Source organism: Mesorhizobium sp. M0244, from assembly GCF_040321795.1.
Classification (GTDB): Bacteria; Pseudomonadota; Alphaproteobacteria; order Rhizobiales; family Rhizobiaceae; genus Mesorhizobium.
Window position 1 is genome coordinate 1 of the sequence record NZ_JAMYSE010000025.1, and the last position, 24600, is coordinate 24600.

Annotated in this window: 25 protein-coding genes; 11 read left to right on the top strand and 14 right to left on the bottom strand. The window is 62.6% G+C overall.

From position 1 onward, the window contains the following. Nucleotides 1-212 precede the first annotated feature (212 nt). Nucleotides 213-686: a GreA/GreB family elongation factor gene (locus NKJ08_RS17025; protein WP_352525626.1), complete on the top strand. Its 474-nt coding sequence runs from the start codon at nucleotides 213-215 to the stop codon at nucleotides 684-686. On the opposite strand, the gene NKJ08_RS17030 is transcribed toward NKJ08_RS17025, so the two are convergent. The 4 genes from NKJ08_RS17030 to NKJ08_RS17045 all read right to left on the bottom strand — a co-directional run bounded on the left by NKJ08_RS17030 (nucleotide 683) and on the right by NKJ08_RS17045 (nucleotide 4925). Next, on the bottom strand, nucleotides 683-1072 hold the full coding sequence (locus tag NKJ08_RS17030) for a type II toxin-antitoxin system death-on-curing family toxin (RefSeq protein ID WP_352782372.1): 390 nt from the start codon (nucleotides 1070-1072) through the stop codon (nucleotides 683-685). The two genes, NKJ08_RS17025 and NKJ08_RS17030, sit on opposite strands and share 4 nt — an antisense overlap. Then, nucleotides 1069-1290, bottom strand: a complete 222-nt coding sequence (locus NKJ08_RS17035; protein ID WP_352782374.1) for an AbrB/MazE/SpoVT family DNA-binding domain-containing protein — start codon at nucleotides 1288-1290, stop codon at nucleotides 1069-1071. Before NKJ08_RS17035 ends, NKJ08_RS17030 begins: the two co-directional genes overlap by 4 nt. A gap of 72 nt (nucleotides 1291-1362) precedes the next feature. Further along, nucleotides 1363-3486 (bottom strand): methylmalonyl-CoA mutase, encoded by a 2124-nt coding sequence (gene scpA, locus NKJ08_RS17040; protein WP_352782376.1) that lies wholly within the window; start codon nucleotides 3484-3486, stop codon nucleotides 1363-1365. After that, nucleotides 3483-4925 (bottom strand): methylmalonyl-CoA mutase subunit beta, encoded by a 1443-nt coding sequence (locus tag NKJ08_RS17045; RefSeq protein ID WP_352782378.1) that lies wholly within the window; start codon nucleotides 4923-4925, stop codon nucleotides 3483-3485. Before NKJ08_RS17045 ends, scpA begins: the two co-directional genes overlap by 4 nt. Before the next feature lie 275 nt (nucleotides 4926-5200). Between NKJ08_RS17045 and NKJ08_RS17050 the strand changes: the two genes are divergently transcribed. Then, nucleotides 5201-6733: a helicase HerA-like C-terminal domain-containing protein gene (locus NKJ08_RS17050; protein WP_352525632.1), complete on the top strand. Its 1533-nt coding sequence runs from the start codon at nucleotides 5201-5203 to the stop codon at nucleotides 6731-6733. Between the two features lie 299 nt (nucleotides 6734-7032). Here NKJ08_RS17050 and NKJ08_RS17055 read toward each other — a convergent pair whose 3' ends face one another. The 5 genes from NKJ08_RS17055 to NKJ08_RS17075 all read right to left on the bottom strand — a co-directional run bounded on the left by NKJ08_RS17055 (nucleotide 7033) and on the right by NKJ08_RS17075 (nucleotide 12090). Continuing rightward, nucleotides 7033-8160 (bottom strand): substrate-binding protein, encoded by a 1128-nt coding sequence (locus NKJ08_RS17055; protein WP_352525633.1) that lies wholly within the window; start codon nucleotides 8158-8160, stop codon nucleotides 7033-7035. Between the two features lie 68 nt (nucleotides 8161-8228). Next, entirely contained in the window at nucleotides 8229-8501 is a 273-nt protein-coding gene (locus NKJ08_RS17060; protein ID WP_120018142.1) for a hypothetical protein, read from the bottom strand. Between the two features lie 91 nt (nucleotides 8502-8592). Beyond that, a complete protein-coding gene (locus NKJ08_RS17065) occupies nucleotides 8593-10170 on the bottom strand; it encodes an HD domain-containing phosphohydrolase (RefSeq protein ID WP_352525634.1) in 1578 nt (525 codons plus the stop codon). 259 nt (nucleotides 10171-10429) lie between these two features. Beyond that, complete coding sequence (locus NKJ08_RS17070; protein ID WP_352782380.1) at nucleotides 10430-11254, bottom strand: L,D-transpeptidase; 825 nt, start codon at nucleotides 11252-11254, stop codon at nucleotides 10430-10432. A 173-nt stretch (nucleotides 11255-11427) separates the two neighbouring features. Then, on the bottom strand, nucleotides 11428-12090 hold the full coding sequence (locus NKJ08_RS17075) for a haloacid dehalogenase type II (RefSeq protein ID WP_352525638.1): 663 nt from the start codon (nucleotides 12088-12090) through the stop codon (nucleotides 11428-11430). 150 nt (nucleotides 12091-12240) lie between these two features. On the opposite strand from NKJ08_RS17075, the gene NKJ08_RS17080 reads away from it, so the two are divergent. From NKJ08_RS17080 to NKJ08_RS17095, 4 genes are all read left to right on the top strand, one after another. Beyond that, nucleotides 12241-13119: a branched-chain amino acid aminotransferase gene (locus NKJ08_RS17080; protein WP_352525639.1), complete on the top strand. Its 879-nt coding sequence runs from the start codon at nucleotides 12241-12243 to the stop codon at nucleotides 13117-13119. A gap of 108 nt (nucleotides 13120-13227) precedes the next feature. After that, a complete protein-coding gene (locus NKJ08_RS17085) occupies nucleotides 13228-13824 on the top strand; it encodes a superoxide dismutase (RefSeq protein WP_352525640.1) in 597 nt (198 codons plus the stop codon). 169 nt (nucleotides 13825-13993) lie between these two features. Further along, the gene (locus NKJ08_RS17090) at nucleotides 13994-14437 is read left to right on the top strand and encodes a c-type cytochrome (protein ID WP_352782382.1); all 444 of its coding nucleotides are present in this window, start codon (nucleotides 13994-13996) and stop codon (nucleotides 14435-14437) included. Nucleotides 14438-14446: 9 nt separating this feature from the next. Beyond that, nucleotides 14447-15397 (top strand): cytochrome c, encoded by a 951-nt coding sequence (locus tag NKJ08_RS17095; protein WP_352782384.1) that lies wholly within the window; start codon nucleotides 14447-14449, stop codon nucleotides 15395-15397. Nucleotides 15398-15408: 11 nt separating this feature from the next. Here the strand turns inward: NKJ08_RS17095 and NKJ08_RS17100 are convergent, their stop codons facing one another. The 3 genes from NKJ08_RS17100 to NKJ08_RS17110 form a co-directional block, all read right to left on the bottom strand. Continuing rightward, nucleotides 15409-15792 carry an SET domain-containing protein gene (locus tag NKJ08_RS17100; protein ID WP_352782385.1) on the bottom strand — a complete coding sequence of 128 codons (384 nt, stop codon included), beginning with the start codon at nucleotides 15790-15792 and terminating at the stop codon, nucleotides 15409-15411. Nucleotides 15793-15938: 146 nt separating this feature from the next. Further along, complete coding sequence (locus tag NKJ08_RS17105) at nucleotides 15939-16565, bottom strand: LysE family translocator (protein ID WP_352782387.1); 627 nt, start codon at nucleotides 16563-16565, stop codon at nucleotides 15939-15941. 81 nt (nucleotides 16566-16646) lie between these two features. Then, on the bottom strand, nucleotides 16647-18758 hold the full coding sequence (locus NKJ08_RS17110; RefSeq protein ID WP_352782388.1) for a S9 family peptidase: 2112 nt from the start codon (nucleotides 18756-18758) through the stop codon (nucleotides 16647-16649). A gap of 159 nt (nucleotides 18759-18917) precedes the next feature. Here NKJ08_RS17110 and NKJ08_RS17115 point away from each other — a divergent pair, with 159 nt between their 5' ends. Next, nucleotides 18918-19247: an SH3 domain-containing protein gene (locus NKJ08_RS17115; RefSeq protein WP_352525687.1), complete on the top strand. Its 330-nt coding sequence runs from the start codon at nucleotides 18918-18920 to the stop codon at nucleotides 19245-19247. A 415-nt stretch (nucleotides 19248-19662) separates the two neighbouring features. Next, nucleotides 19663-20088, top strand: a complete 426-nt coding sequence (locus NKJ08_RS17120; RefSeq protein ID WP_352525650.1) for a Ros/MucR family transcriptional regulator — start codon at nucleotides 19663-19665, stop codon at nucleotides 20086-20088. A 136-nt stretch (nucleotides 20089-20224) separates the two neighbouring features. Here NKJ08_RS17120 and NKJ08_RS17125 read toward each other — a convergent pair whose 3' ends face one another. Next, nucleotides 20225-20653, bottom strand: coding sequence for a SufE family protein (locus NKJ08_RS17125; protein ID WP_352525689.1), 429 nt, complete (start codon nucleotides 20651-20653; stop codon nucleotides 20225-20227). Between the two features lie 113 nt (nucleotides 20654-20766). Continuing rightward, nucleotides 20767-21135 (bottom strand): DUF5330 domain-containing protein, encoded by a 369-nt coding sequence (locus tag NKJ08_RS17130; RefSeq protein ID WP_352525690.1) that lies wholly within the window; start codon nucleotides 21133-21135, stop codon nucleotides 20767-20769. A 519-nt stretch (nucleotides 21136-21654) separates the two neighbouring features. Between NKJ08_RS17130 and NKJ08_RS17135 the strand changes: the two genes are divergently transcribed. The 3 genes from NKJ08_RS17135 to NKJ08_RS17145 all read left to right on the top strand — a co-directional run bounded on the left by NKJ08_RS17135 (nucleotide 21655) and on the right by NKJ08_RS17145 (nucleotide 24590). Beyond that, the gene (locus tag NKJ08_RS17135; protein WP_352525691.1) at nucleotides 21655-23400 is read left to right on the top strand and encodes an ATP-binding protein; all 1746 of its coding nucleotides are present in this window, start codon (nucleotides 21655-21657) and stop codon (nucleotides 23398-23400) included. Beyond that, nucleotides 23375-24148 carry a peptidoglycan-binding domain-containing protein gene (locus NKJ08_RS17140; protein ID WP_352525651.1) on the top strand — a complete coding sequence of 258 codons (774 nt, stop codon included), beginning with the start codon at nucleotides 23375-23377 and terminating at the stop codon, nucleotides 24146-24148. The genes NKJ08_RS17135 and NKJ08_RS17140 overlap by 26 nt, the downstream gene beginning before the upstream one ends. A gap of 94 nt (nucleotides 24149-24242) precedes the next feature. Beyond that, a complete protein-coding gene (locus NKJ08_RS17145) occupies nucleotides 24243-24590 on the top strand; it encodes a DUF1491 family protein (RefSeq protein WP_352525652.1) in 348 nt (115 codons plus the stop codon). The last annotated feature ends 10 nt before the right edge of the window (nucleotides 24591-24600 follow it).

Consider the following 24600-nt stretch of genomic DNA (forward strand, 5'->3'; position numbering starts at 1 on the left):
TCCTGCATCACACTTTGCTCGCCCATCATCGACTCAATCTCCTCTTACGACGAAGATTGAATCAGTGCTTCAGGACTGCTGCAACCCGGACTTTTCAACACAATCCACCCCAAGCAGCTGTCTAATCTCGGGTGTTGAGCTCAGATCTTCACCACTAGGCTCTTCTTCAGCAATGGCTTGTGGAGTTGCCATTCCGAGCCTAAGTTCATCGGATGAGCAGGGCTTTCACCCGCGAGGAAGACAGCGAAAACGCCATCGCCGGCATCGGCGAGCGGCCGATCAGTCAGCACCGCAATCTTGTGACGGAACGCGGCCTGACGCTGATCGACGCCGAACTGGCTGCCCTGCGCGATGAACTGGGCAGAGCGGAGAAGAGGGCCGACCGCGAGCGCATCGCGCTCATCTCGCGCGACCTGCGCTATTGGACCGCGCGACGCGAAAGCGCCGAGCTTTCCGTGCCGGAGCCGGGTAGCGACCTTATTCGCTTCGGCATGGGCGTCACGCTGGAAAGCGATGACGGCAAAAAGGTACATTGGAAGATCGTCGGCGAGGATGAGGCCGATCCGGCCAAGGGCACAATTTCCCATGTTTCGCCGATGGCCTTGGCCTTATACGGCAAGAGGGTCGGCGAAATTGCCGTGGTCAACGGCAAGGAGTGGGAAATCGTCAAGCTGACTGCCAGTTAGGCCTCGATCTTGACGACATGGTCGCGGAAGAACGTCGCGGCACCAGCCTCATCGATCTCGCCGGCGGCAACGCCCATGACGAATTCGTAGATCGTGCCGTTGTCAGCCGTCAGGGCATAACCGTTAACGATCAGAAATGCGCCAGCCGCGACAATGGCGGTGCGCTTGTTGCCGTCGACAAAGGCGTGGTTCCGGGCGATGCCGAAGACGTAGGCAGCAGCGAGATCTTCAATCGACGGATCTCCGTAGTTGGCCTTGTTCTCGGCGCGGGCGAGCCCCGATTCGAGGGCATTTTCATCCCTCAAGCCTTGTGCTCCGCCGTGTCGGCGCAACTGCTCGGCGTGCATCGCTTCGACTGCACGCCGCGTCAGAAACTCACAGCTCATTCGGCGAGCTTCTGAAGCGCGACCTTGTATTTGTCCATGACCTCGCGGGCAGCTTTCATTTGCCGCTCGAAGCTGTCGTCCACCGGCTTCAGCGCAAGACCGTCACCTGTTTCAATGATTTGAAGCTGGTCGCCGGCCTTCAGGTTCAGACGATCGAGAAGCTCCCTCGGCAGGATCACGCCTTCGGAATTGCCGATCTTGCGAATGGTCGTGTTCATGGTGAGACATCCTGTTGCAACGCTAATTATAACTCAGCGCGACTGCCGTTGCAACAGATATTATAACCCGCGTCAGCCGACCTGCAGCAGGCGGTCCATCAGCCGGTCCGCCGCTTCCGGGATGACCGTGCCGGGCGGGAAGATTTCGGTGGCGCCTGCCTGCCGGACTGCATCATAGTCCTGTGGTGGGATGACGCCGCCGGCGACGATCAGCATATCGTCGCGGCCGAGCTTCTTCAGCGCATGCTTGAGTTCGGGAATGAGCGTCAAATGGCCGGCCGCCAGCGACGAGGCGCCGACGATGTGCACGTCATGCTCGACCGCGAGCTTGGCGATCTCGTCCGGCGTCTGGAACATCGGCCCGACGGTAACGTCGAAGCCGAGGTCGGCAAAGGCGGTGGCGATCACTTTCTGGCCGCGATCATGGCCGTCCTGGCCCATCTTGGCGACCAGAATGCGCGGCTTGCCGCCGGACTTTTCCTCGAACGCTACGATCTTGTCCTGCAGCCGGTCGACCACCGGATTGTCACCGAGCGCCTTGCGATAGACGCCGGAGATCGTCTGCACCGAGGCGACATGGCGGCCGAAGACCTTTTCCAGCGCCAGCGAAATCTCGCCGACCGTGGCATTGGCGCGTGCGGCCCGGATGGCGAATTCCAGCAGGTTTTTGTTACTCCCAGCAGCACGGGTCAGCGCATCGAGCGCGCTCTCGACGGCGGCGACGTCACGCGTGCCTTTCAGCCGTTGCAGCTTCGACAATTGCCGCGCTCTGACTTCGGCATTGTCGATCTTCAGCACGTCGACATCGATGTCCGTCCCCGGCTGGTGGGCGTTGACGCCGACCACGATCTGTTCGCCGGAATCGATCCGCGCCTGGGTGCGGGCGGCAGCCTCTTCGATGCGCAGCTTCGGTATGCCTTTTTCGATCGCCGCGGCCATGCCGCCGAGGCTCTCCACCTCCTCGATATGGGCAAGCGCGCGCGCCGCCAGATCATGCGTCAGCCGCTCGAGATAGGCAGAGCCGCCCCACGGGTCGATGATCCGCGTCGTACCGGATTCTTTCTGCAGGATGAGCTGCGTGTTGCGGGCGATGCGGGCCGAATGGTCGGTCGGCAGCGCCATTGCCTCGTCGAAGGAATTGGTGTGCAGCGACTGCGTGTGGCCCTGCGTCGCCGCCATCGCCTCGAGCATGGTGCGCATGATGTTGTTGTAGGGGTCCTGCGCCGTCAGCGACCAGCCCGAAGTCTGGCAATGGGTGCGCAGCGACAGCGAGCGCTCGTCCTTCGGAGAAAAATTCTTCAGCATCAGGCTCGACCACAAAAGGCGCGCGGCTCTCAGCTTGCCGACTTCCATGAAGAAGTTCATGCCGATCGCCCAGAAGAACGAAAGGCGCGGCGCGAAACGGTCGATGTCGAGGCCGGCCGCGATGCCTGCGCGGGCATATTCGATACCGTCGGCGATCGTGTAGGCGAGTTCGAGGTCCGCCGTCGCACCTGCCTCCTGCATGTGGTAGCCGGAGATCGAGATCGAATTGAACTTCGGCATATGCTTCGACGTATAGGAAAAAATGTCCGACACGATCCGCATCGAAGGTTTTGGCGGATAGATGTAGGTATTGCGCACCATGAACTCTTTCAGAATGTCGTTCTGAATGGTCCCGGTGAGATCCTTCTGCGCGACGCCCTGTTCCTCCGCCGCCACGATATAGAGCGCCATGATCGGCAGCACCGCGCCGTTCATCGTCATGGATACCGTCATCTCATCCAGCGGGATGCCGTCGAACAGCTGGCGCATGTCGAGAATGGAATCGATGGCGACGCCGGCCATGCCGACATCGCCGGCGACGCGTGGATGATCGCTGTCATAACCACGATGCGTGGCGAGATCGAAGGCGACCGACAGACCCTTCTGGCCGGCGGCAAGGTTGCGCCGGTAGAAGGCGTTGGATTCCTCGGCCGTCGAGAAGCCGGCATATTGCCGGATTGTCCAGGCTTGCTGGACATACATCGTCGGGTAGGGTCCACGCACGAAGGGCGGCAGGCCGGGATACGTGTCGAGATGCGGCAATCCCTTGAGATCGCCCTGGTTGTATAGATGCTTGACGGCGATGCCTTCCGGCGTCATCCGCTGGCCTTTGACCTCGACCGGCGCCAGACGTGGGGGCGACCAGCCGATCTGGCTGAAATCCGGGATCATGGTGCGGCTCCGATCGCCTGATCGATGCGGATCGGAAACAGCGGCTCGCACACCGCAACGCCTTCGGTGAACGCTGGCCGCCGCTCCGCCGCCAGCGTCTCGACCGGACGCTCGGTTTTCGACGGGTGCAGCGTCGTGCCGACGATCGCCCGCTCGCCCGCCTGGTAGGCAGTGTTGCGGCGGGCGGAAGCTGCCTGGACGCGTTTCTGGATATGGCCCTGCTCGAGGCTGGACAGCACGCCGCCTTCCGCCTCGATCTGCTGGAACTCTTGCCAGGCCGCCGCGCAGAGCTCCGAAGTCAGCGCCTCGACGGCGCCCGAACCGCAAGCCGGATCGGCGACGTGGCCGATGTGGCTTTCATTGGCCATGATCAGTTGTGCGTTGCGGGCAACGCGGCGGGCAAAACCCGCCGGCAGACCGTGCGCGATGGTGTGCGGCAGGATGGCGATCGAATCCGCCCCGCCGGCTGCCGCGGCAAAAGCGGCGATGGTGGTACGCAGAATGTTGGTTTCCGGGTCGGCCGCCGTCATCATCCGGAAGGAGGTTTCGGCATGGATGCTGGCGGTGGAGGGCGGTATCGAACAGGCCTCCTGGACACGCGCCCACAGTCCGCGCAACGCCCTGACCTTGGCCATCGACACGAACTGGTCCTGATCGACGCTCAGCGCAAAACCGATATGCGGCGCCGCATAGACGAGCGGCTGGCGCGCCTTCTCGAACAGCCTCAAATAGGAGACCGCCGAGGCGAGCATGGTGCCAAGCTCCTGCGCCTCGGTTGCGCCGGCATTGTGGAACACCCGCCCGTCGGCTTCCAGCAGGACGCCGGGCACGCCCATCGAAAAGAAATGCGCGAGCGACTGCGGCATCGAAGCCTGCAAAGCCTCGATCGACATGCGCAGCCTGCCGGTCCCGGCAAATATCGCCGCCGGATCGATGCCGAAGGAGAGGTTGAGCTTTGCCGGGTCGGAACGGCGCTTGGTCAAAAACGCCACCAGCCAATCGGCCACGGCGCGGCTCCAGGGATGGGCGTCGATGCGAATCTGGATGCGGTTGAGCGGCACGCCGTCGAGCACGGTCTCCAGCGCCTCCGCCGTTCTCGGCAAGCCATAGCCGAACGCGTTGGGCGCACCTTCGAAGACGAGCGACAGTCCGGTAGCACCCTGCGCGACGTCTTCCTGCGCCTGCGCCCTGGCGCGGTCTATGTCCGGATCGTCGACACGCTGGCTGACGATCCACGGTGATCTCGGGTTGGCGCGCACCACGGGCTCCGCCGTGACCGAAGGCTCGTAGAGCGGCTCGATGCGGATGGCGTCGTCCGTATGCGAGACGAGCTTTTCCTCGAAGGAGCCGCCGGCCAGCGCCTTCTCCGCCAGCGCCAGCCATCGTTGCCGGTCGGCGTTCGGAATTTCGGCATCGTGGGTCAAGGCACCGGCGCCCATCCGTTCTCCTCGTTCTAGCGGCCGCATCAGCCTATGATGTCAGTCTACGGTCCCCGGTCCCATATCACAATGCAGCACACTTCCCGTGCAACACGCCTTCCGTGACGGTGACCGTCAACCGATTGCCAAATATGGGCAGCTTCCGCAAGCTCCAAAAGCCATTTTCGACGATGCCCATTGTCGCTCCGCAACGGCCTCACTATACCTGCGGCAGGGTTCCCTTTTCTTCAAGGGATCAGGGCTTTCAACCCTATAGGTTTGCGGAGACCGGACACATGGCTGACGACACCAGTATCTTCATAGGAGCCAGCCGCAAGCCGGACGACAGCTATCAGCGGCCCGAACAGCTTTTGCTGCAATATGGAAATCGTCACGGCCTGATCACCGGCGCGACCGGCACCGGCAAGACGGTGACCCTGCAGATATTGGCCGAGGGTTTTTCCAACGCCGGCGTGCCGGTGTTCTGCGCCGACATCAAGGGCGACCTGTCGGGCATCGCCATGATGGGCACGGCGCAGGATTTTCTGGTCAAGCGGGCCGAGCAGGTCAAGCTCGATCCTTACGAATTCCAGGAATTCCCGGTCATCTTCTGGGATCTCTTCGGCGAGCAGGGCCACCCGATCCGCGCCACCATCTCGGAGATGGGGCCGCTGCTTCTGTCGCGGCTGATGAACCTCTCCGAGGCGCAGGAAGGCATCATGAACATCGCCTTCCGCATCGCCGACGATGAAGGCCTTTTGCTTCTCGACATGAAGGACCTGCAGTCACTGCTCGCCAACATCGCCGATCGCGCCGAAGAGATCGGCGCTCGCTACGGCAATGTGACGAAGCCTTCGGTCGGTGCGATCCAGCGCACGCTGCTGGTTCTGGAGCAACAGGGAGCGACCAATTTCTTCGGCGAGCCGGCGTTGCGGATCGCCGACATCATGCGCACCACGCGCGACGGACGCGGCGCCATCAGCGTGCTCGCCGCCGACAAGTTGATGATGAATCCCCGGCTTTATGCGACGTTCCTTCTGTGGCTGATGTCGGAGCTGTTCGAGGAACTGCCCGAGGTCGGCGACCCGGACAAGCCGAAGCTTGTCTTTTTCTTCGACGAGACGCACCTTCTGTTCGACGACGCGCCGAAGGTGCTGATCGACCGCGTCGAGCAGGTGGTCCGGCTGATCCGTTCGAAGGGCGTCGGCGTCTATTTCGTCACGCAAAATCCGCTGGATATCCCTGAAACGGTTCTGGCCCAGCTCGGCAACCGGGTGCAGCACGCACTTCGCGCCTATACGCCGCGCGAACAGAAGGCAGTAAGGACAGCCGCCGAGACCTTCAGGCCCAATCCCGACTTCGACTGCGCAACCGTGATCACCCAGCTCGGCACCGGCGAGGCGCTGGTCTCGACGCTGGAAGCCAAGGGCGTGCCGTCCATGGTGCAGCGGACGCTGATCCGCCCGCCATCGTCGCGGCTTGGCCCGATCACGCCCGACGAGCGCCGCAAGCTGATCGCCGAAAGCCCGGTTGCCGGACAGTACGACCAGACCATAGACCGCGAATCGGCTTTCGAGATCCTGCAGAAAAAGGCCAAGGACGCCCAGGAGGCGCAGGCGCAGCAACAGGACAGCGGCCGCTCGCGCTGGACCATTCCCGGCTTCGGCAATGACGATTCCCAGCCAGCCGGCGGCCGCCGCGCGCCGCGGCAGTCCAACCGCCAGACGGTGGCGGAGGCGGCAATCAAATCCGTCGTGCGCTCGGTCGGCTCGTCGGTCGGACGAGCGATCGTCCGCGGGATTCTGGGGAGCTTGTCCAGAGGGCGGTAAACAGCGTCGGACCCAAGGGCCGGCGTCGGCGTTGGCAAATTCTGTCTTAGGCATCAAGCGCCGGCAGCCAAATTTGGAGGGCAACGGACGGCGGCAATGCTGCCCAAGAACGGACATTGAACAGGCTCGAGATATTTGCCCGTCGGCGACTTCGAGTCCGGCGCCGCAGATAGCGCCTCCTGGTCTTGCCAGTCCCCTTGTGTGTGACTGGAACAGCGCTATCGCCTCGGTTTTGCTTGGCGGGGGCAAGCATCTGCTCGCCCCGGCCACTTGCAAGAACATCGATCGACGCCGCCGGCTCAGTCCGCGCCGCTGAGTTCGTCGGTAAGCACGCGTTCGTTGGGATCGATCGGACCCAAGTTCTTCACGACCCTGAATCGACCGCCCTGTGCCTGCGCGATGTACATGCTCATGCGAACATGGTGCTGGCCGGGGACCATTTCGGCTGGGCCACCCGGTCCCTCGCTGATCCGGGCGTGATCGAGCGCCCGGATGACCGCGTCGCGCTCGACCGTGCCGGCTTCGTTCACCGCCGCTTCCCACATTTTGATCGCCCGGTAGTGGCCGGTGCACCCGCTGCCCGCGGTCAACATCGCGCTGCCGGGAAATCGGTCCTGGTAGCGGCGCAAGAGCGCGCGGCCAAACGGATCCTCGAGTTCCTGATAATAGTCGAGGCAGCTGTAGAGGCCCTCGATCTGCTCGGACGGCACGAGATTGAAGAAGTTCTCATCGAAGTAGGTGCAGATGATCTTGCCGCCCCGCTTGCCGAAGCCGGCCTTGTGCAACTCGTCGAGGAACGGCGTCAAGCCCGGCGGAACGAGGGTGTTGAATACCACCTCGGCGCCGCTCGCCATGATCTGCTCAACCGTCCGCCGGAAGTCGATGGTATCGAGCGGGAAATACTCCTCGCCGACGATCTTGCCGCCGTTGGCGCGCACCACCCGGCTCGCCGCCTTGTTCAGCAAATGAGGCCAGATGTAGTCGGCAGAAGGCAGGTAGAACTTCTTCGCCCCGGTGCTCTTCATGAACCAAGGGATCAGCGGCTCGACCTGCTGCGCGGGCACTGGACCCGTGCAGAAGATCAGGGGATCGTTTTCCTGTCCCTCGTACTGCTCGGTGTAGATGTAGAGCCTCCTGCCGCGTGCGACCGCCTCGCTCTTGATGGCTTGGCGGGTCGAGCTGTAGATGCCGCCGACGACCAGATCGACTTTGTCGACGTCTATCAGTTTCGCAGTCTTCGCCTTGGCGACGCTGTCGGTGGTCTCGCCGTCCTCGATGACGACCTTCACCGGTCGGCCCAGGAGGCCGCCCTCGGTGTTGATGTCGTCGACGAGCATGGTCGTGAGGTTTGCGTTGGCGATGCCCATGAAGGACAACGGGCCGGTGAGTTCGGCGACAAGGCCGATCTTGATGGGTTTCTTGTCCATCTCATTTCTCCGATCTTGGGGTTTCGTGGGGCGCGGCGCCGCCGGTGGCAGGCGGCGCGAAGTGCACGTCAGGCCTCATAGTGGCCGAGCAGCATCGCCGCCTGCGGCTTGCCGACGTGGCCGGCTTCCTGCAGGATCGCCGGCACTTCGGGGTCCGACACGAAGTTCTTCCAGCCCTCGGCGTCCCAGTCGAAGATCGCCCACACGCGGTCGGGCTCGCTGGGGTCGCGGAACACGGTTGCGCCGTTCGAACCGTGCAGCCGGCGCTTGTCGGCGCCCTTGGTCGAAAAGATACGGATGAAGCGGTCGACATCCGCCACCTTGGTCGTTGCGAGAAGCATCTGATTTTCCTCCTGTCGGTCGCGGCCACCATTGGTCCGTCGACAGGATCACGATGCGCGCCTCGGAGCAGGCGCACATGGGGAGGATTCCCTATGCCTGTGTCTCGCCCGGCCGGACAAGGCCATGCTCGACCGCATAGAGTGCCGCGGCGGCGCGGGTGGTCACACCAATCTTGGAATAGACGCTCTGGATATGATGGTCCGCGGTCTTGGGCGAGATATCCAGCTTCCGCGCCGCTTCCTTCGCCGTAAGGCCGGCGGCGATCAGGCGCAACACCTCGATCTCACGCGGCGTCATTCCGGCCAGCGGCCGGTGCGGCGCGCGGCGCGACGGCTGCCCGGCGAACGACAGCACGGCCTCGGCGGCGTCGGGGCAGATACAGCCCTCACGAACGGCGGCGCGCAACTGGGTTGCCGCCGCCTCGCTGGACAGTGCCCTGCGGTGAGGACGTTCCTCTCGGGACGTCTGGAATGCTTCGGCAGCGGCCAGAATCCTCGCCGCCGGGGACAGGTCGGAGCCGCCGACCTTGCGATGATAGCCAGAGCCGTCCAGGCGTTCGTGATGGCGCAGGACGAGCGCGGCCATCGCCTCGCCCTCGCGGCCGAACGAGACCAGGGCCCGCTCGCCGTAATAGGCGTGCAGCTGGGCTGCGTCGCGCTCACGGACCGACAGCGGACCATTGCGCATCCAGGTCGCCACCGGCACCACGAGCTCGCCAATGTCGTGGATGCAACCCGACCAGCGCAGCGCACGGAGGTCGGCGGCGGGCAGCTTCATCTGTCCACCCGCTCCCTCAGCCAGTTCCGCCACCATCCGTGAATGGCCGTAGGTAAGTGGCATGCGCATGTCGATCATATCGGCGATGGCGAGGAACGCCTCGTCGCAGGCTGCCTCGTCCAGCGTCACCGGCGGATCGGGCTCGAGCGCGAGGATCGTCTCGCGGTCGACCGTCGCGCCGATGCCTTCCATCAGCGCCGACGCGTTGGCCGAGACGAGCCGTGCCAGATCCGCTTCGTATGGGCCGTCGGCGCGGCTGGCGATGATTTCGGCCATTCCTTCGATACCGACGGCATCGCTGAGCGCAATGGCGTCCTGCGCCAACGTGATCAGGCGCACGGCCGGCAGGACATCTGCGCCGCTCAGCCCACGCGGCAGACCCTTGCCGTCCCAGCGTTCGTATATCTGTCCAAGATTGCGCCGCATCTCCTCGGACAGGCCCAGCCGCTCGCCGATCCGCTGCGCGACCTCGCAATGCGCGGTCAGGACAGGGCGGCTCACCGCGACCGCCTGCGATAGCCCGGCCTCGATCGCCTTTGCCTGCGCGGCGGGCTCGAGATCGTAGTAGAACCGCTTGAAAGCCTGTACGAAGACTCTGCCCAGTTCCGCACGGTTGCCCATGTCGAGACCGACGAGATCCTGGCGGAGCGCGATTTCGTCGCCGAAGGCGGCCGCCATGAGATCCGTGTCGGCGTTGCAGCCGACATAGCGGAGCATCGACTGGTGGTAGGCGTTGCGCCGATCCTGCTCGGAAACTCCCGCAAGATCGGCGATCCGCATCGCAAGCACGCAGGATTTCAGCGCGAAGTCGCGAGAATGGCCTGTGGCAAGGTCCGACGCATAGGCGAGGACCATCATGAAGTCCGCCCGGCGGATCGAGACGTTTGTCATCGCCCACCTCCCGGTGAGCATGTTAATCCCGCGTGCCGTTAATACCTAAGGGAAAGATTTTACGCCCGATGCGCTGTCCCGCGAGAAAACTTCCGCTTCGGTGACATGAGCTGTCACTGGTGGCGTCTGCACACAGCGCGGCAAAATCCGCTGCTCGGCGTAAGCATCGGACCTGAAGGCGGGCACCGGTACGGGCACGCCGACGCGCAGCAAAACCAGCGGGAGCGAGGAAGATCCCGCCCCAGTGCTTTCGACCAGCTCAGAAGATCGAGTTCGTTACCGCTTTTATCGGGCCGAGCAGGATCGATCCTTCCGGCACGCCAGCGTCGATCGGAATGGCTTTGCGGTTTGCTGTCGCCACCATCGGCTGGCCGATATCGGCCGTCACCACGACCGGGGTCTTGTTCGGCACACGATCGTAGAGATCGATAATGTCTTGGTTCATCAGGCGCACGCAGCCCGACGACACCGACTTGCCGATCGACCGCCATTCCGGCGAACCGTGCAAGCGGTAGAGCGTGTCCTGGTTGCCCTGGAAGAGATAGAGCGCCCGCGCGCCGAGCGGGTTCTTGAGTCCGCCGGGCATGCCGCCATTATCGGCGCTGTACGGTTTTAGTTCGGGCTGCCGGGTGACCATTTCGTCCGGCGGCGTCCATTTCGGCCATTTCTGCTTCCATTGGACCACGGCATCGCCCGACCATTCGAAGCCGGCGCGGCCGAGGCCGACACCATAGCGGATCGCCTGGCCGCCCGGGCGCACCAGGTAGAGGAAGTGATTGGTGGTGTCGACGACGATGGTGCCCGGCTGCTGCCCGGTCGGATCGTCCACGATCTGGCGCAGGAACTGCGGGTCGATCTTGTCGACCGGTATGGCCGGCAGCTCGAAGCCGCCATCGGACATCGGCCCATACATCGTCACATACTCGCTGAGCGGCGGCTCGACATAGGTCGGCGGCGGTGGCTCGACCGGCTGTTGCGACAGCGTGGTGCAACTGGAGACCGCGACCGAGGCGGCGCCAAGCGCTGCTGCGTTGAGGAAACCGCGACGGCTAAGGCGCAGAGAGGACGATGGGGGTGTGAACATGATTGCCTTTTTTAAGTCTCAAATCGCAACAAAGCATGAATGCGCCCGGTTGCGCGGTTACCCGAGCAATGCCCGGCGCGATAGGCGGTTGCAATTCTGGCCGCAGGGTGGACAAACAAAGGCAAAGCTGTGGCTGGATCGTCACTGTTGCGCCGAGGCAACATGTCCGGCCGTCAAACCCCGGAGATCAGACCATCGAGAGACGGCAAGATCAGGGCCGGTGGAAAATCCCGGTATTCCTCAGGCTGGTTCGTGCGGTTGATCCACACCGTCCTGAAGCCGAATTTGGTGGCGCCGGCGACATCCCAGCGGTTGGAGGACTGGAAGGAGACCGCCCCCGGATAGAGACGCCAGCCCGTGGTGACCATGTCGTAGACCGACGGGTCGGTCTTGAAGCGCCTGACGCTGTCGACGGAATAGACGTCGTCCAGGACCTGGTCGAGCGCCGCGGACTTGACGGCCGCTTCCAGCATTTCAGGCGAACCATTGGACAGGATCGCCAGCCTTGCTCCCGATGCCTTGAGCGCCTTGAGCACGGCCGGTACCTCCGGATAGCAGTCCAGCCGCCAATAGGCCTCGAGCAGCTTCGCCTTCAGCCCGGCATCTGCGGATGGAACCTTGCGCAGGGCGAAATCGAGAGCCTGCTCGGTGAGCTGCCAGAAATCGGCATAGGCCCCCATCAGCGTGCGCACCCAGGAATATTCCAGCTGCTTGGCGCGCCAGATCTCGGACAGCAGCTGGCCGTCCGGTCCGATCTGGTCGGCGTGACGGCGCACGGCCGCATGCACGTCGAACAGCGTGCCGTAGGCGTCGAAAACGTAAGCCGCATGGTGCATGCAACAGTTTTGCGGCTGCGCAAGGCAAGGCGCAAGCGCTGATTGCAATTCGCCATCCCGCTGGCCTCAACAAATCTCGGCCATGCCGGTTGACGGCAGCCGCCAAGCATCTTCCAATGCGCCGTAAGAAGCATCGAACGGAACCTGGCAATGACACTGGCGACTGCGGCGCAATCCGCGACATGGACCTTCGTCGACGGCGACTGGTATGAGGGCAACGTCGCCATCCTCGGGCCGCGCAGCCACGCCATGTGGCTCGGCACCAGCGTGTTCGACGGCGCCCGCTGGTTCGAGGGCGTCGCCCCCGATCTCGACCGCCATGTAGCAAGGGTGAACGCCTCGGCGATCGCGCTTGGTCTGAAGCCGACGATGAGCACCGACAAGATCGTCGGCCTGACCTGGGACGGGCTGAAGAAGTTCGACGGCAAGACGGCGGTCTACATAAGGCCGATGTATTGGGCCGAGCATGGTGGCTATATGGGCGTGCCGGCCGACCCGGCCTCGACGCGTTTCTGCCTTTGCCTCTACGAATCGCCGATGATCTCGCCGGCGGGTTTTTCGGTGACGGTGTCGCCGTTCCGGCGCCCGACCATCGAAACCATGCCGACCAACGCCAAGGCCGGCTGCCTTTATCCCAACAACGGCCGTGCCATCCTTGAAGCCAAGATGCGCGGCTTCGACAATGCGCTCGTGCTCGACATGCTGGGCAATGTCGCCGAGACCGGAACCTCGAATATTTTCCTGGTCAAGGACGGCCATGTCCTGACGCCCGCGCCGAACGGTACCTTCCTGTCCGGCATCACCCGCGCGCGCACCATGGCCCTGCTTGGCGAATACGGGTTCACGACGACGGAAAAGACGCTGTCGATCCGCGATTTCCTGGAGGCGGACGAAATCTTCTCGACCGGAAACCATTCGAAAGTCGTGCCGGTCACCCGCATCGAGGGCCGCAATCTGCAGCCCGGACCGGTGGCCAAGAAGGCGCGCGAACTCTATTGGGAATGGGCGCATTCGACTTCGGCCAAGTGACCCGCTAAAAAGCGCACCGGCGCTTCGTTTCCGGAGTTGTTCCAGACCAATCCAGTCCTATGTTAGTCCGGTATCGACACCGGATTTTTCCACGAGGGAGTACGACCGATGGCTTTTGAATTGCCCGCCTTGCCCTATGACTACGAGGCCTTGCAGCCTTATATGTCCAAGGAAACGCTGGAGTATCATCACGACAAGCACCACAAGGCCTATGTCGACAACGGCAACAAGCTGGCTGCCGAAGCGGGCATGGGCGATTTGTCGGTCGAAGACGCCGTCAAACAGTCCTTCGGCAAGAATGCGGGGCTCTTCAACAATGCCGCCCAGCACTACAATCACATCCATTTCTGGAAATGGATGAAGAAGGGCGGCGGCGGCAACAAGCTGCCCGGCGCCTTGCAAAAGGCGGTCGACAGCGATCTTGGCGGCTACGACAAGTTCAAGGCCGACTTCATCGCCGCCGGAACCACCCAGTTCGGTTCGGGCTGGGCCTGGGTCTCGGTCAAGGACGGCAAGCTGGCGATCTCGAAGACGCCGAATGGCGAAAACCCGCTCGTCCATGGCGCGTCGCCGATCCTCGGCGTCGATGTCTGGGAACACTCCTATTACATCGACTATCGCAACGCCCGGCCGAAATATCTCGAAGCCTTTGTCGACAGTCTCATCAACTGGGACTACGTGCTCGAACTCTACGAAAAGGCCTGATCCGTTCCAGAAAAGCCCCGGCAGAACCGGGGCTTTTCTTTTTCAGCACAGAACGACAGTTGCAAAAATTCACGCAGCGTGAGGCGAAGCGTCGGAATTTTTAAGCCATCCTTGCCGTTATCATCGGGGTGGGACCGTCCAGAATTGCCTTCAATATGGAGCCAAGCGAATGAGAAAGCTTATCCTCGCCATCTCGATGCTCGCCTTCGCCGGTTCGGCGGCGTTTGCCGAACCGGTCGCTGACCGGCAGGCCCTGATGAAGGAACGTGGCAAGATCGCCGCCGGATTGTCGAAAGTGGTCAAGGGCGAGACGCCTTACGACGCCGCTTCCGTGCTGACGGCGTTGCAGGCGCTGCAGGCCAATGCCGAGAAATTTCATGCCGGCGTCGACACGCTTTTCCCGGCGGGCAGCGACACCGGCGACACTACGGCTTCCCCCAAAATCTGGCAAGACATGGCCGGCTTCAAGACGGCCGAGGGCAAGTACCTCTCCGACGTCAAGGCAGCGGTCGCTGCGGCGCCTGCGGATGCCGATGCGTTGAAGGCACAATTCAACACAATTGGCGGCGACTGCGGCACCTGCCACAAGGGCTACAGGGTGAAAAAAGGCTGATCGCGGGCGATGCCCTTGCTGAAGAAACTCGTCGGCGCCGCCCGCGGCCTGGGCGGCGTCGCCGCGATTGCGGGCTGGTTCCTGTTGGCTCCGGCCAGGCTCGATGCTGCCACGCTGGCGCAGCTTGGCCCCGGCGACGCCGGCAAGGGCAAGCGCATCTTCTACGCCGGCGGCTGCACATCCTGTCATGCCAAGCCCGGAACGCAAGGCGACGCCCGCCTTCAGCTGGTCGGCGGCCTCGAGCTCAAGACGCCGTTCGGCACCTTCGTGCCGCCGAACATCTCGCAGGACGCCAAGGACGGCATCGGCGCCTGGTCGGTCGACGACCTTGCCAACGCCATGCTGAAGGGCGTGTCGCCGTCGGGCGAGCATCTCTATCCGGCATTTCCGTATACTTCCTACGCGCGCATGAAGCCGGCCGACATTGCCGATCTCTATGCGTTCCTGAAGACCTTGCCTGCGGTCGCCGGCAAGGCGCCCGCCAATTCGCTGGGGTTTCCATTCAATGTCCGACGTGGCCTCGGTCTGTGGAAATTACTCTATTTGAGCGAGCAGCCGGTCGTTTCCTTTCCCGACGGCACGCCCGATCCGGTGCTGGCAGGCCGCTATCTGGTCGAAGGCCCCGGTCATTGCGGCGAATGCCACACGCCGAGAGACTTTACCGGCGGCACCAAGAAGAGCCAGTGGCTGGCAGGCGCCGCCGCCGCCGAAGGCAGCGGCATCGTGCCGAACATCACGTCGGGCGAGGGCGGCATCGCGGACTGGTCGGAGGCCGACATCGCCAATTATCTCGAAACCGGCTTCACGCCGGATTTCGATTCCGTCGGCGGCGCGATGGTCGACGTGCAAAGGAATATGGCCGCGCTTACGCCAGAGGACCGAGCGGCGATCGCCGCCTATTTGAAGGCCGTGCCGCCGCATCCCAACGGCTATCCGGCGCGCAAGAAGCCGGCGAGCTGACGGCTGTTGGGTCAGCGGTCGCCGAGAAAGTCGAAGCCGGTTTCGAAGAAGTGATTGTAGTCGCAGGTCATTTCCTCGCCTGGCGCAATGTCGCGCAAGGCATAGGTCTCCTCCGGCAACGAGACGTCGCAATTCGGGTCGTCGTCATGGTTCATATAGCGCGCATCGTCGGCTTCGAAGACGATGTAGTTCGGGTCGCGCCGGTCCGGGTAGGCGTAGCGGTCGAGATAGGTTCTGACCGGCCCGGTTTCCTGCTCGTAGTTCTCCACTTCGATGCGCCGGTCGTATTTGGGATCGAGCTTCCAGACTAGCGTGCCGCGGGCAATGTGGTTCTTGGCAAAGACGCCGATGCCCTGGATGGGCGATTTGTCGAGATAGACATCGACGAGCAACATGGCAAATCCCTTGGTGATTGGGGGTTGGCGGCGGCTGTGAAAAGGCCGCGCACTGGGTAGCGCGCGGCCTTTGCAATTGCGAGCGGAAAATCAGCTGTGCCTGCCCATTATCCGAAGCCTCGTACGGCTCGTCGCCTGTCGAGACCCTAGCGCTGTTGCAGCGCCAGCCGGATGCCTAAGGCGCAATAGATACCGCCGACAGCCTTGCCTTGCCATCTCAGCACCGTCGGGTTTCGGCGCAGGAATGCACCGAGGCCGCCCGCACCCACGGCGAAAACCACCGTGCTGACGAGGCCCAGTAGAACAAAGATGATGCCCAATATCGCCAGTTGAAGCATCACCGATCCGTTTTCAGGCCGCACGAACTGAGGAAGAAATGCGAGGAAGAAAAGCGCGGTCTTGGGGTTGAGCACCTCGGTCAAAATAGCCTGCCGAAATGCCTTGGCAGCGGGGATCGCAAGTGCGCCGGCGGCCGGATAGGCCGGCGTTTTCTCGATGATCGCGTGAATGCCGAGATAAACGAGGTAGGCCGCGCCGATGTACTTCACGATGCTGAAAAGCGCCGCCGACGTGGCAATGATCGCCGAAATGCCGACTATCGCCATGAAGGTGTGCACCACATCGCCGGCCGCGATCCCGGCGCCGGTCGCAATGCCCACCCTGGTTCCGGAACTGGTTGCCCGCGCCACCGTCAGAAGAGTGGCGGGACCCGGGATGAAGACAAAGCCAAGCACAACCGCGACATAAGCTATCAACGTGGCGAGATCGATCATTGGTAGGCTTCTCCGCAACTCTCACCGCTAATGAAAGCCACGTCGCGGAACGGAAGGCAATGACCGCTCATCCGCCGGTGTTCACGCCGCAGGCTCGGCCTTGCCCGTCACCTTGAGCGCGAAGGCGTAGGTGAAGGCGATTTCCTCCAGTCTTGAAAACCGGCCGGAAGCACCGGCATGGCCTGAATCCAGGTTGATCTTGAACAGCACCGGATTCTCACCTGTCTTGCGGTCGCGCAACCGCACCACCCATTTGGCCGGCTCCCAATAGGTGACGCGCGGGTCGGTCAGGCCGGCCAGCGCCAGGATCGGCGGATAGTCGAGTGCGGCGACATTGTCGTAGGGCGAGTAGGCGGCGATGGTCCGGTAATCCTCCGCCGAAGCGATCGGGTTGCCCCATTCCGGCCATTCCGGCGGCGTCAGCGGCAAGCTGGCGTCGAGCATGGTGGTGAGCACGTCGACGAAGGGAACCTCGGCGACGATGCCGCCGAAGCATTGCGGCGCCATGTTGGCGACCGCGCCCATCAGCATGCCGCCGGCCGAACCGCCTTGCGCAACGATGCGGTCATGCTGCGTATAGCGTTCGGCGACGAGGTGCTGGGCGACCGCGATAAAATCGGTGAACGTGTTCATCTTGTTCGCCCGCTTGCCGTCGTCGTACCAGCCATAGCCCTTGTCCTTGCCGCCGCGGACATGGGCAATCGCATAGACAAGGCCGCGGTCGACCAGCGAAAACAGATTGGTGTTGAACGCCGCCGGCACGGCTATGCCGTAAGATCCGTAGCCGTAAAGCAGGCAAGGCGCCGATCCGTCGAGCGGCGTGTCGCGGTGGTGGAGGAGCGAGATCGGCACCAGTTCGCCGTCGGCGGCAGGCGCCATCAGCCGGCGCGTGACGTAGTGCTCCGGGTCGTGGCCGGAGGGCACTTCCTGCGTCTTGAGCAGCACCCGCTCGCGGGTGCGCATGTTGTAATCGAAGACCTGCGCCGGGGTCGTCATCGACGAATAGGAAAAGCGCATGATCTCGGTGTCGTATTCGTAGGATCCCGACAGGCCGAGCGAGAAGGCTTCCTCGTCGAAGGAGATCAGGTGCTCCTCGCCGCTCTTGCGGTCGCGCACGACGATGCGCGGCAGGCCTTCCTTGCGCTCGAGCCTGACCATGTGGTCCTTGAAGCCGATTACCGAAAGGATCAGCCGGCCCGCTTCCTGCGGCACCAGCTCCTGCCAGTTGGCGCGCACCGGATCGTGGGACGGCGCCGTCATGATCTTGAAGTCCTTGGCGCCATCGGCATTGGTGAGGATGAAAAAGATGTCGCCGCCTTCCTCGATGTCGTACTGCAAGCCGGTCTCGCGCGCCGCAACCAGCTTCGGCTCTGCGAACGGATCGGTGGCGCTCATGATGCGGTATTCCGAGGTCTCATGGTCGTTGATGCCGATCATGATCCACTCGTTGGAGCGCGTGCCGCCGACATCCATGAAGAAGCCGGGATCGGTTTCCTCGTAGATCAGCCGGTCGTTTTCAGGACTGTCGCCAAGCGCATGGAACAGCACTTTGGAAGGACGGTGGTTGGGATCGAGGCGGGAATAGAAAAAACCGTCATTGCCGGCATCCCACACCCCGCCACCACCGGTGTCCGGGATCCTGTCCGCCAGATCGTTGCCGCCGGCGAGATCGCGGATGCGAAGCGTGTAGAACTCGGAACCCTTGTCGTCGAAGGCCCAGAGAAGCTTGCGGTGGTCGCCCGAATGATCAACGCCGCCCAGCCGGAAATAGGCCTTGCCCTCGGCCTCGGCATCGCCGTCGAGCAAGATCTGCTTATCGCCACCATCGCGCGAGGTACGGAAATAACGCGGCTGCTGGCCGCCAAGCTTGAAGGAGGAGCCGTAGGCATGGGGCCCGTCCTTCATCGGCACGGAAGAATCGTCTTCCTTGATACGTCCCTTCATCTCAGTGAAAAGCTGCTTCTGCAACTGGACCGTATCGGCCATCAGCATCGCCTGATAGGCGTTTTCGGCTTCGAGATGGGCGCGGATTTGGCCGTCCAGCAGGGACGAATCGCGGAACATCTCCTGCCAATTCGCGGCCCTCAGCCAGGCATAGTCGTCCGTCCGCGTCATGCCGTGATGCGTGTCGAAGATCGGCCGCTTCTCCGGCTGCGGTGGGGTGGCGGTCGGAAACACTGGGGGTCTGGTCATTGCGTCTCGCTGTGGAAGTTACTTGAATGGCGAATGAACACGCCGATCAGCGCGGGTTCAAGGGCTACGATCTATTGTCATTGTGGCTCGAGAAGATGGGCCGGAGGAAAGGACAATGAATATTTTTTTTCGGACTGCCGCGCCCTCGCCGTCGCTTCGATGACCCTGGCCCATGCCGGTCAATCTCATGCAACTGCCTTCGCTGCTTGGCAAGTGGCCAATGTGCCGTTCGGCGACACGCTCAATGTGCGCAAATATCCTTCAGGAACTTCGCAGAAGCAGGCCGCCTATCCCAACGGGACGGTTCTGCAGATGACCGGCAAATCCACCGGCGGGATAAACCTGCTCGACATTGCCAATCAGCCGCACTGGAACGAGAAACAGAAGATCCGCAATCGCTGGTGCGAACTCTGGCACGATCCCGCACAGAACGGCCATTTCGTCACCGGTTGGGTCTATGGAAAATACATCGTCCCGTTTCAGGGATAGGAACGCGCCGCTCCGGCTTCCGGTTCACGAGCAATAGCAGCGCTTCGCAACCTGCGATTTTGCTGAATCCGCCAATCACCCACCCTGTAATGCCGTCAGCATAGCAAGCATCGAGCTCTATTTGCCCGATGCCGCTTGTGTAATGGCGGCCTGACGCCGCGTCAGTCGATGCTGGTCTGACCAGGAAAGAACGGCGAAGTTACGCTCTGCACGAAAGAGTGAAGCTGAATGAGGAATATTTGACTTGTATCGCTGAATAGAGCCCAAGAAGCGAATTGACTTACTTGGCGCGTCGGCTCATTAAGATGCCGCGACGCGAATCGCGGAGGCTTTTTCCTGCACAAGTTCGCGCGCGATGCCCCGCCTGCCAAAATAGGGCGTAGACAGAAACAATTCTCGTTGGGACCTGAACACCATGGATATTATCGAAACACCTTCCAGAAACAGCGATGCGCTGATCGAGCTGACCGCCGATGTGGTGGCTGCGTATGTCAGCAATAATCCCGTGCCGGTCGGCGAACTGCCGAACCTCATTGCCGATGTCCACGCTGCTCTCGGGCGCGTGGGCGGGGCCACCGAGCAGCCGCCTGCCGACAAGCAGAAGCCGGCGGTAAATCCGAAGCGTTCGGTGCATGACGACTACATCATCTGTCTTGAAGACGGCAAGAAGTTCAAGTCGCTCAAGCGTCACTTGATGACCCACTATGATCTGACGCCCGATCAGTATCGTGAAAAGTGGAACCTGGATCCGAGCTATCCGATGGTTGCGCCCAACTATGCGGCCGCCCGTTCGCAGCTGGCCAAGAAGATGGGTCTCGGCCGCAAGCGCAAGGGACGCTGACAAGCGGCTCTTTTCCGGTTTGACGATCCAAGCGGCGCCTGCGGGCGCCGTTTTGCATTGTAGGTCGATAGTTTGCATTATAGGTCGATGGTCGGCTGATATACGAACCCGCCATACTGCCGGCAATGCCGTCCGGTCAGGCGGTCTGCTTCAGGGCTACCTCGGCATCACGCTTGATACGCTTGACCATCGAGCGAAGACCATTGGCGCGCTGCGGCGACAGGTGCTCGTCAAGTCCGAGCGCCTTCAATGTGGCTTCTGCGTCGGTCCTCTGGATTTCGCTGGCGGGCCGTCCCGAAAACAGCGCCAGCATGATGGCGACCAGGCCGCGCACGATATGGGCGTCGGAATCGCCCTTGAAGGTGATAACGGGGTTGGCACCCTCGCCTTGCTCGGTGGTCAACCAGACCTGGCTGACGCAGCCGGGCACCTTATTGGCTTGTATGCGTTGCTCGTCGGGAAACGGCGGCAGCGCTTCACCCAGTTCAATCACATAGCGATAGCGGTCTTCCCACTCGTCGAGCAGAGCAAAGTCGTCGCGGATGGTCTGGATCGTCGTGGTCATTCCCCCGGATATAGTCATCCGGCGCTGCCGCGTCACGGAAAAAGAGGAGAGACGCCGCAGGCGCCGAGAGCGGGGAGCCTTGCGGTTTAGCGATGAATTCGGCCGAAACAGTCTCAGTTTGTTGCCGGCAAGTGGACTTTCGCCGGCAAGTCGACTTTCGCCGGCAAGACGATTTCCTCGGGCACGCTGCCGGTGGTTGTCGCCGTATCGGGTTCAGCGGCCTTGTCGTCCAGCATGGCGGCCGCGATCTTGGCGGTCTCCTTTGCCCGGGCGGTGATGGTGTGCATTGCCGATTTGCCGGTCTCGCAGACGTCCGGCTTGCGCTCGCAGATGCCGGCGATGTCGCCGACGGCTTCGCGCGCTGCAAACAGCGCCTGGAGCGGGCCGACGCTTTCGCGGCCCGCATCATCGGAGCCGACACCCAGCGGCAGCGCCAGAAGCACCAGCGAAAACCAGAAAGCCGCTCTTATCAGAAAGCCCATCTGTCTGTCCTTTATGACGGTCATGCATCCGAACCGCACAACACTTGTAACGCGATATTGGCACAGACGCGCAAAGGACGGCTTGTCCAGAAAGCAACAGTTTTCCTCAAATTTTAGGCAGATTCGAAACGAAGCGTTTTGAAATTCATTTGCCTCGAACGGCTCAGATTTTATTCAGTAAATGGTAACCATCCAACCCTTTGTTTTTCCTGCTCATTTTTTGAATCGGCGACATTTTGATGCCCTCGGCCGCAAGTCCAGGCGCGGGCGGTCCGGATAACGCTCCGTTTACTATGGCGGCAATTGCCCCGGTTTTTCCCCGCCGGTATCCCGATATTTGCAGCCGGCCGGGGGACGATCGACCCAGCCTTATCCATTCCTTAAACGCTGGATGCGAGTTTCGGATCGACAAAAGCCGCCTGCAAAGCAGGGCCGTTCACGACCGGGTGCGTTGAGTTGAGTGCGATCAAGGCCAGATACGCCGAGTTGCCGGGCGCGATAGCCGCCGGTTGCGAACGGATGGTTCATCCGTTCGTCCTCGGCCAGAGCGATCGCCGCCGCCACAGCCGGTTCATTGGCGTCATGCTGGCGGCTCCTTTCTTCAGCGCAGGTGCAGCTGTGACGCTGGTCACGTCGGGTATGGGCGCGGCCGTGACTGTGGCTGCGATCTTTGCGGCGTTTGGCCTTTGCTGGTTCGCCGCTCTGCTGGTGGCTGCATCGGGCAAGATGAGCCTGGCCGGCCAACTCGCTTTGGTCGTGGGCGGTGTTGCCCTAGGTGCCCTTATCGCTGCCGCCGGCGGCCTGGCCTCGCCGGTTGCCTTGCTTGCGGTGGCGCTGCCGTTTGAAGCCTGGTGGATCGGCCAGTCGCGCCGTGCCGTGATCTGGGGCGCCATATCGGCCCTTGTCGCTGTCCTGCTGCAATCTTTCGCCGTTTCCGTCTTGCCGCTCGGCCAGACCGAAATCGCCGCATGGCATTGGCTGGTTCCCCTGGCCTGGGCGCTCACGCTTGTTCCGCGTGTCGCTCCACTTCGTGGCGCCGCCAACGCACAGCTCGATCCGGCCGGTAGCGACCGGCTCGAAGACCTGATCGACGCCGTCGTGCTGCAAATCGCGGCGCATGGCGAGGTTCTGGACGCCTCGGCGAAGGCGCGCACGATCCTTGGGCTGGCGCCGGAACTGCTTTTCGGCACCGGGCTTTTCGATCGCATCCATCTGTCCGACCGCGTCCCCTACCTCAGTGCGCTGGCCGATATGCGCGATGGCGCCCTGTCGCGCCGGCTCGACCTTCGCGTCCGGCTGCCGCAAAACAGCGGCGTGACGGCCGACAATTACCGGCCGTTTTCACTCGAGATGATGCGCGCGCTGGGGCAGGAGACTGTCTTCACGCTCGTTCTGCGCGAGAACGATGAGCTGGCCGGACTGCGCCAGGAGCTTGCCGCCGCCAACGAGGCGGCTGCCTCGGCCGAGGTGGCGAAAGGACGCTTCCTTGCCGTCGTCAGCCACGAGCTGCGCACCCCGCTCAATGCCATCATCGGTTTTTCCGACATGCTGCTGCACGAGATGTTCGGCACCTTCAAGGATCCACGCCAGAAGGAATATGTCGGGCTTGTCAGGGATTCGGGCCAGCACCTGCTTGCCGTCGTCACCTCGATACTCGACGTATCGCGGATCGAATCGGGTGCCTATGCCACTGAGCCGGAACCGTTCCGCTTCCGCGAAGCGGTCGAGATGTGCCAGTCGATGATGCGCCTGCAAGCCGAGGCAAAGACCATCGATCTGCAGGCCCAGATCGCGCCGGACGCAGGCGAAATAAACGCCGATCGCCGTGCCGTGCAGCAGATCCTGATCAATCTCGTCTCCAACGCGATCAAGTTCACGCCCAAAGGCGGCAATGTCGTCATCGGCGCCAAGCGGATCGGCTCGCGGCTGCATTTCTGGGTCCGGGACACCGGCATCGGCATCGCCGAGGAAGATTTCGCCAATCTCGGCAAGCCGTTCATGCAGATCCACAACGACTATACCCGCCGCTTCGAAGGTACCGGGCTTGGGCTTTCGCTGGTGAAAGGGCTGGTGGCACTGCATGACGGCACCATGTCGATCGAAAGCATGCCGGGCGAGGGCACCACGGTGACGATCAGCCTTCCCGTGAACGGCCCGACGGGCCACTCGGCGGAGAAGACCGGCGTGGTGCCGATGTCAGTCGCCAAAGCCAGAGCGGACGGTGGCAAAGGGGAGAGCAATGGGTCGCTCCGCAAAACAGCCTAACGCGGCCAAGCGCCGCGGCAATGCCTTCGAGCACGGAGCGATGGCTCTGGGCAGCCTGATCTCGCGCAATCCTGTTGTGATCGGAAGCTCCACCGCATTCCTGGTGACGCTGTTCTACGTTTCGGCGAACGCCCTTTGGTACCAGCCCTTTCCGCATGCCGGCGCGTTTTTCGCCACCAGGAGCATCGAGGGTTTTCCTCGGGCGGACAGCGACGAGCCCGAAACCACCATCAATATCGTGCGTCCGGCCGCTGCGCCGATCAAGAGCGACCCGGTCGTCGAGCAGGTCCAGGGCATATTGAAGGATCTCGATTTCTATTCCGGCACGGTCGACGGCATTCCCGGACCGAACACGCGCAAGGCCATCCAAGCCTATCAGCAGAAGGTTGGATTGAATGCCTCTGGCGAGATCGACAGCGTTTTGCTGGATCAATTGGGCGCCACGCCGACGACCGCAGCCGTGGTGCCGCACCCCGTGCCGCGGCCGGTTGAAACGACCGCTGTTCCAGCCGCCATTCCGGCGTCCGCACCGGCAAATGCGGCAGCGCAAGCGCCTGACCCCCGCATCGTCAAGATCCAGGCCGGACTGAAGGCGTTCGGCAATGACGATATGCAATTGGATGGCGTGGTCGGGGCGCGCACCAGGGCGGCGATCAAGGAATTCCAGGCGCTGTTCGGCCTGCCTGAGACCGGCGAGCCCGACGAGGTCGTCTACGTCAAGATGCGTCAGATCGGCCTCACCAACTGAGGGCTGTGACGACCACTCGGCGGTCACTCGGCAAAGACCGGTTACGGTCTTCCGGCCAATGCTGTAAGGACCGCCGCATGTCCAGGACTTCTCCATGCGGGTAACCACCGATCTGTGGGTATCGGCGCTGTTGCGCCGGGTTTTCAGCGCTGGCGGTTTTGCCGCCGTGGTTAAGCGCGGCGCGACGGAAGCCGGCGCGGTTTTCGTGCTGGCGCGGGGCAGGCGGGGGGAGATGGCGCTGTTCGGGCCGGCGCCGCAGACGAGCTACGATTCGGCCAGGCCGGACGACCGTTTCTTCAGCCTTCTCGGCGAGGGCGACAATGCTGCCATCTTCGACGCGCGGCTGGAGCGCGAGAAGAAATTCGATCCGGATATCTGGGTGGTCGAGATCGAGGCGGGCGCCATTCCCGTTGAGGAGCTTATCTCGGTCAAGACGCCGTAACGGCAAGCCT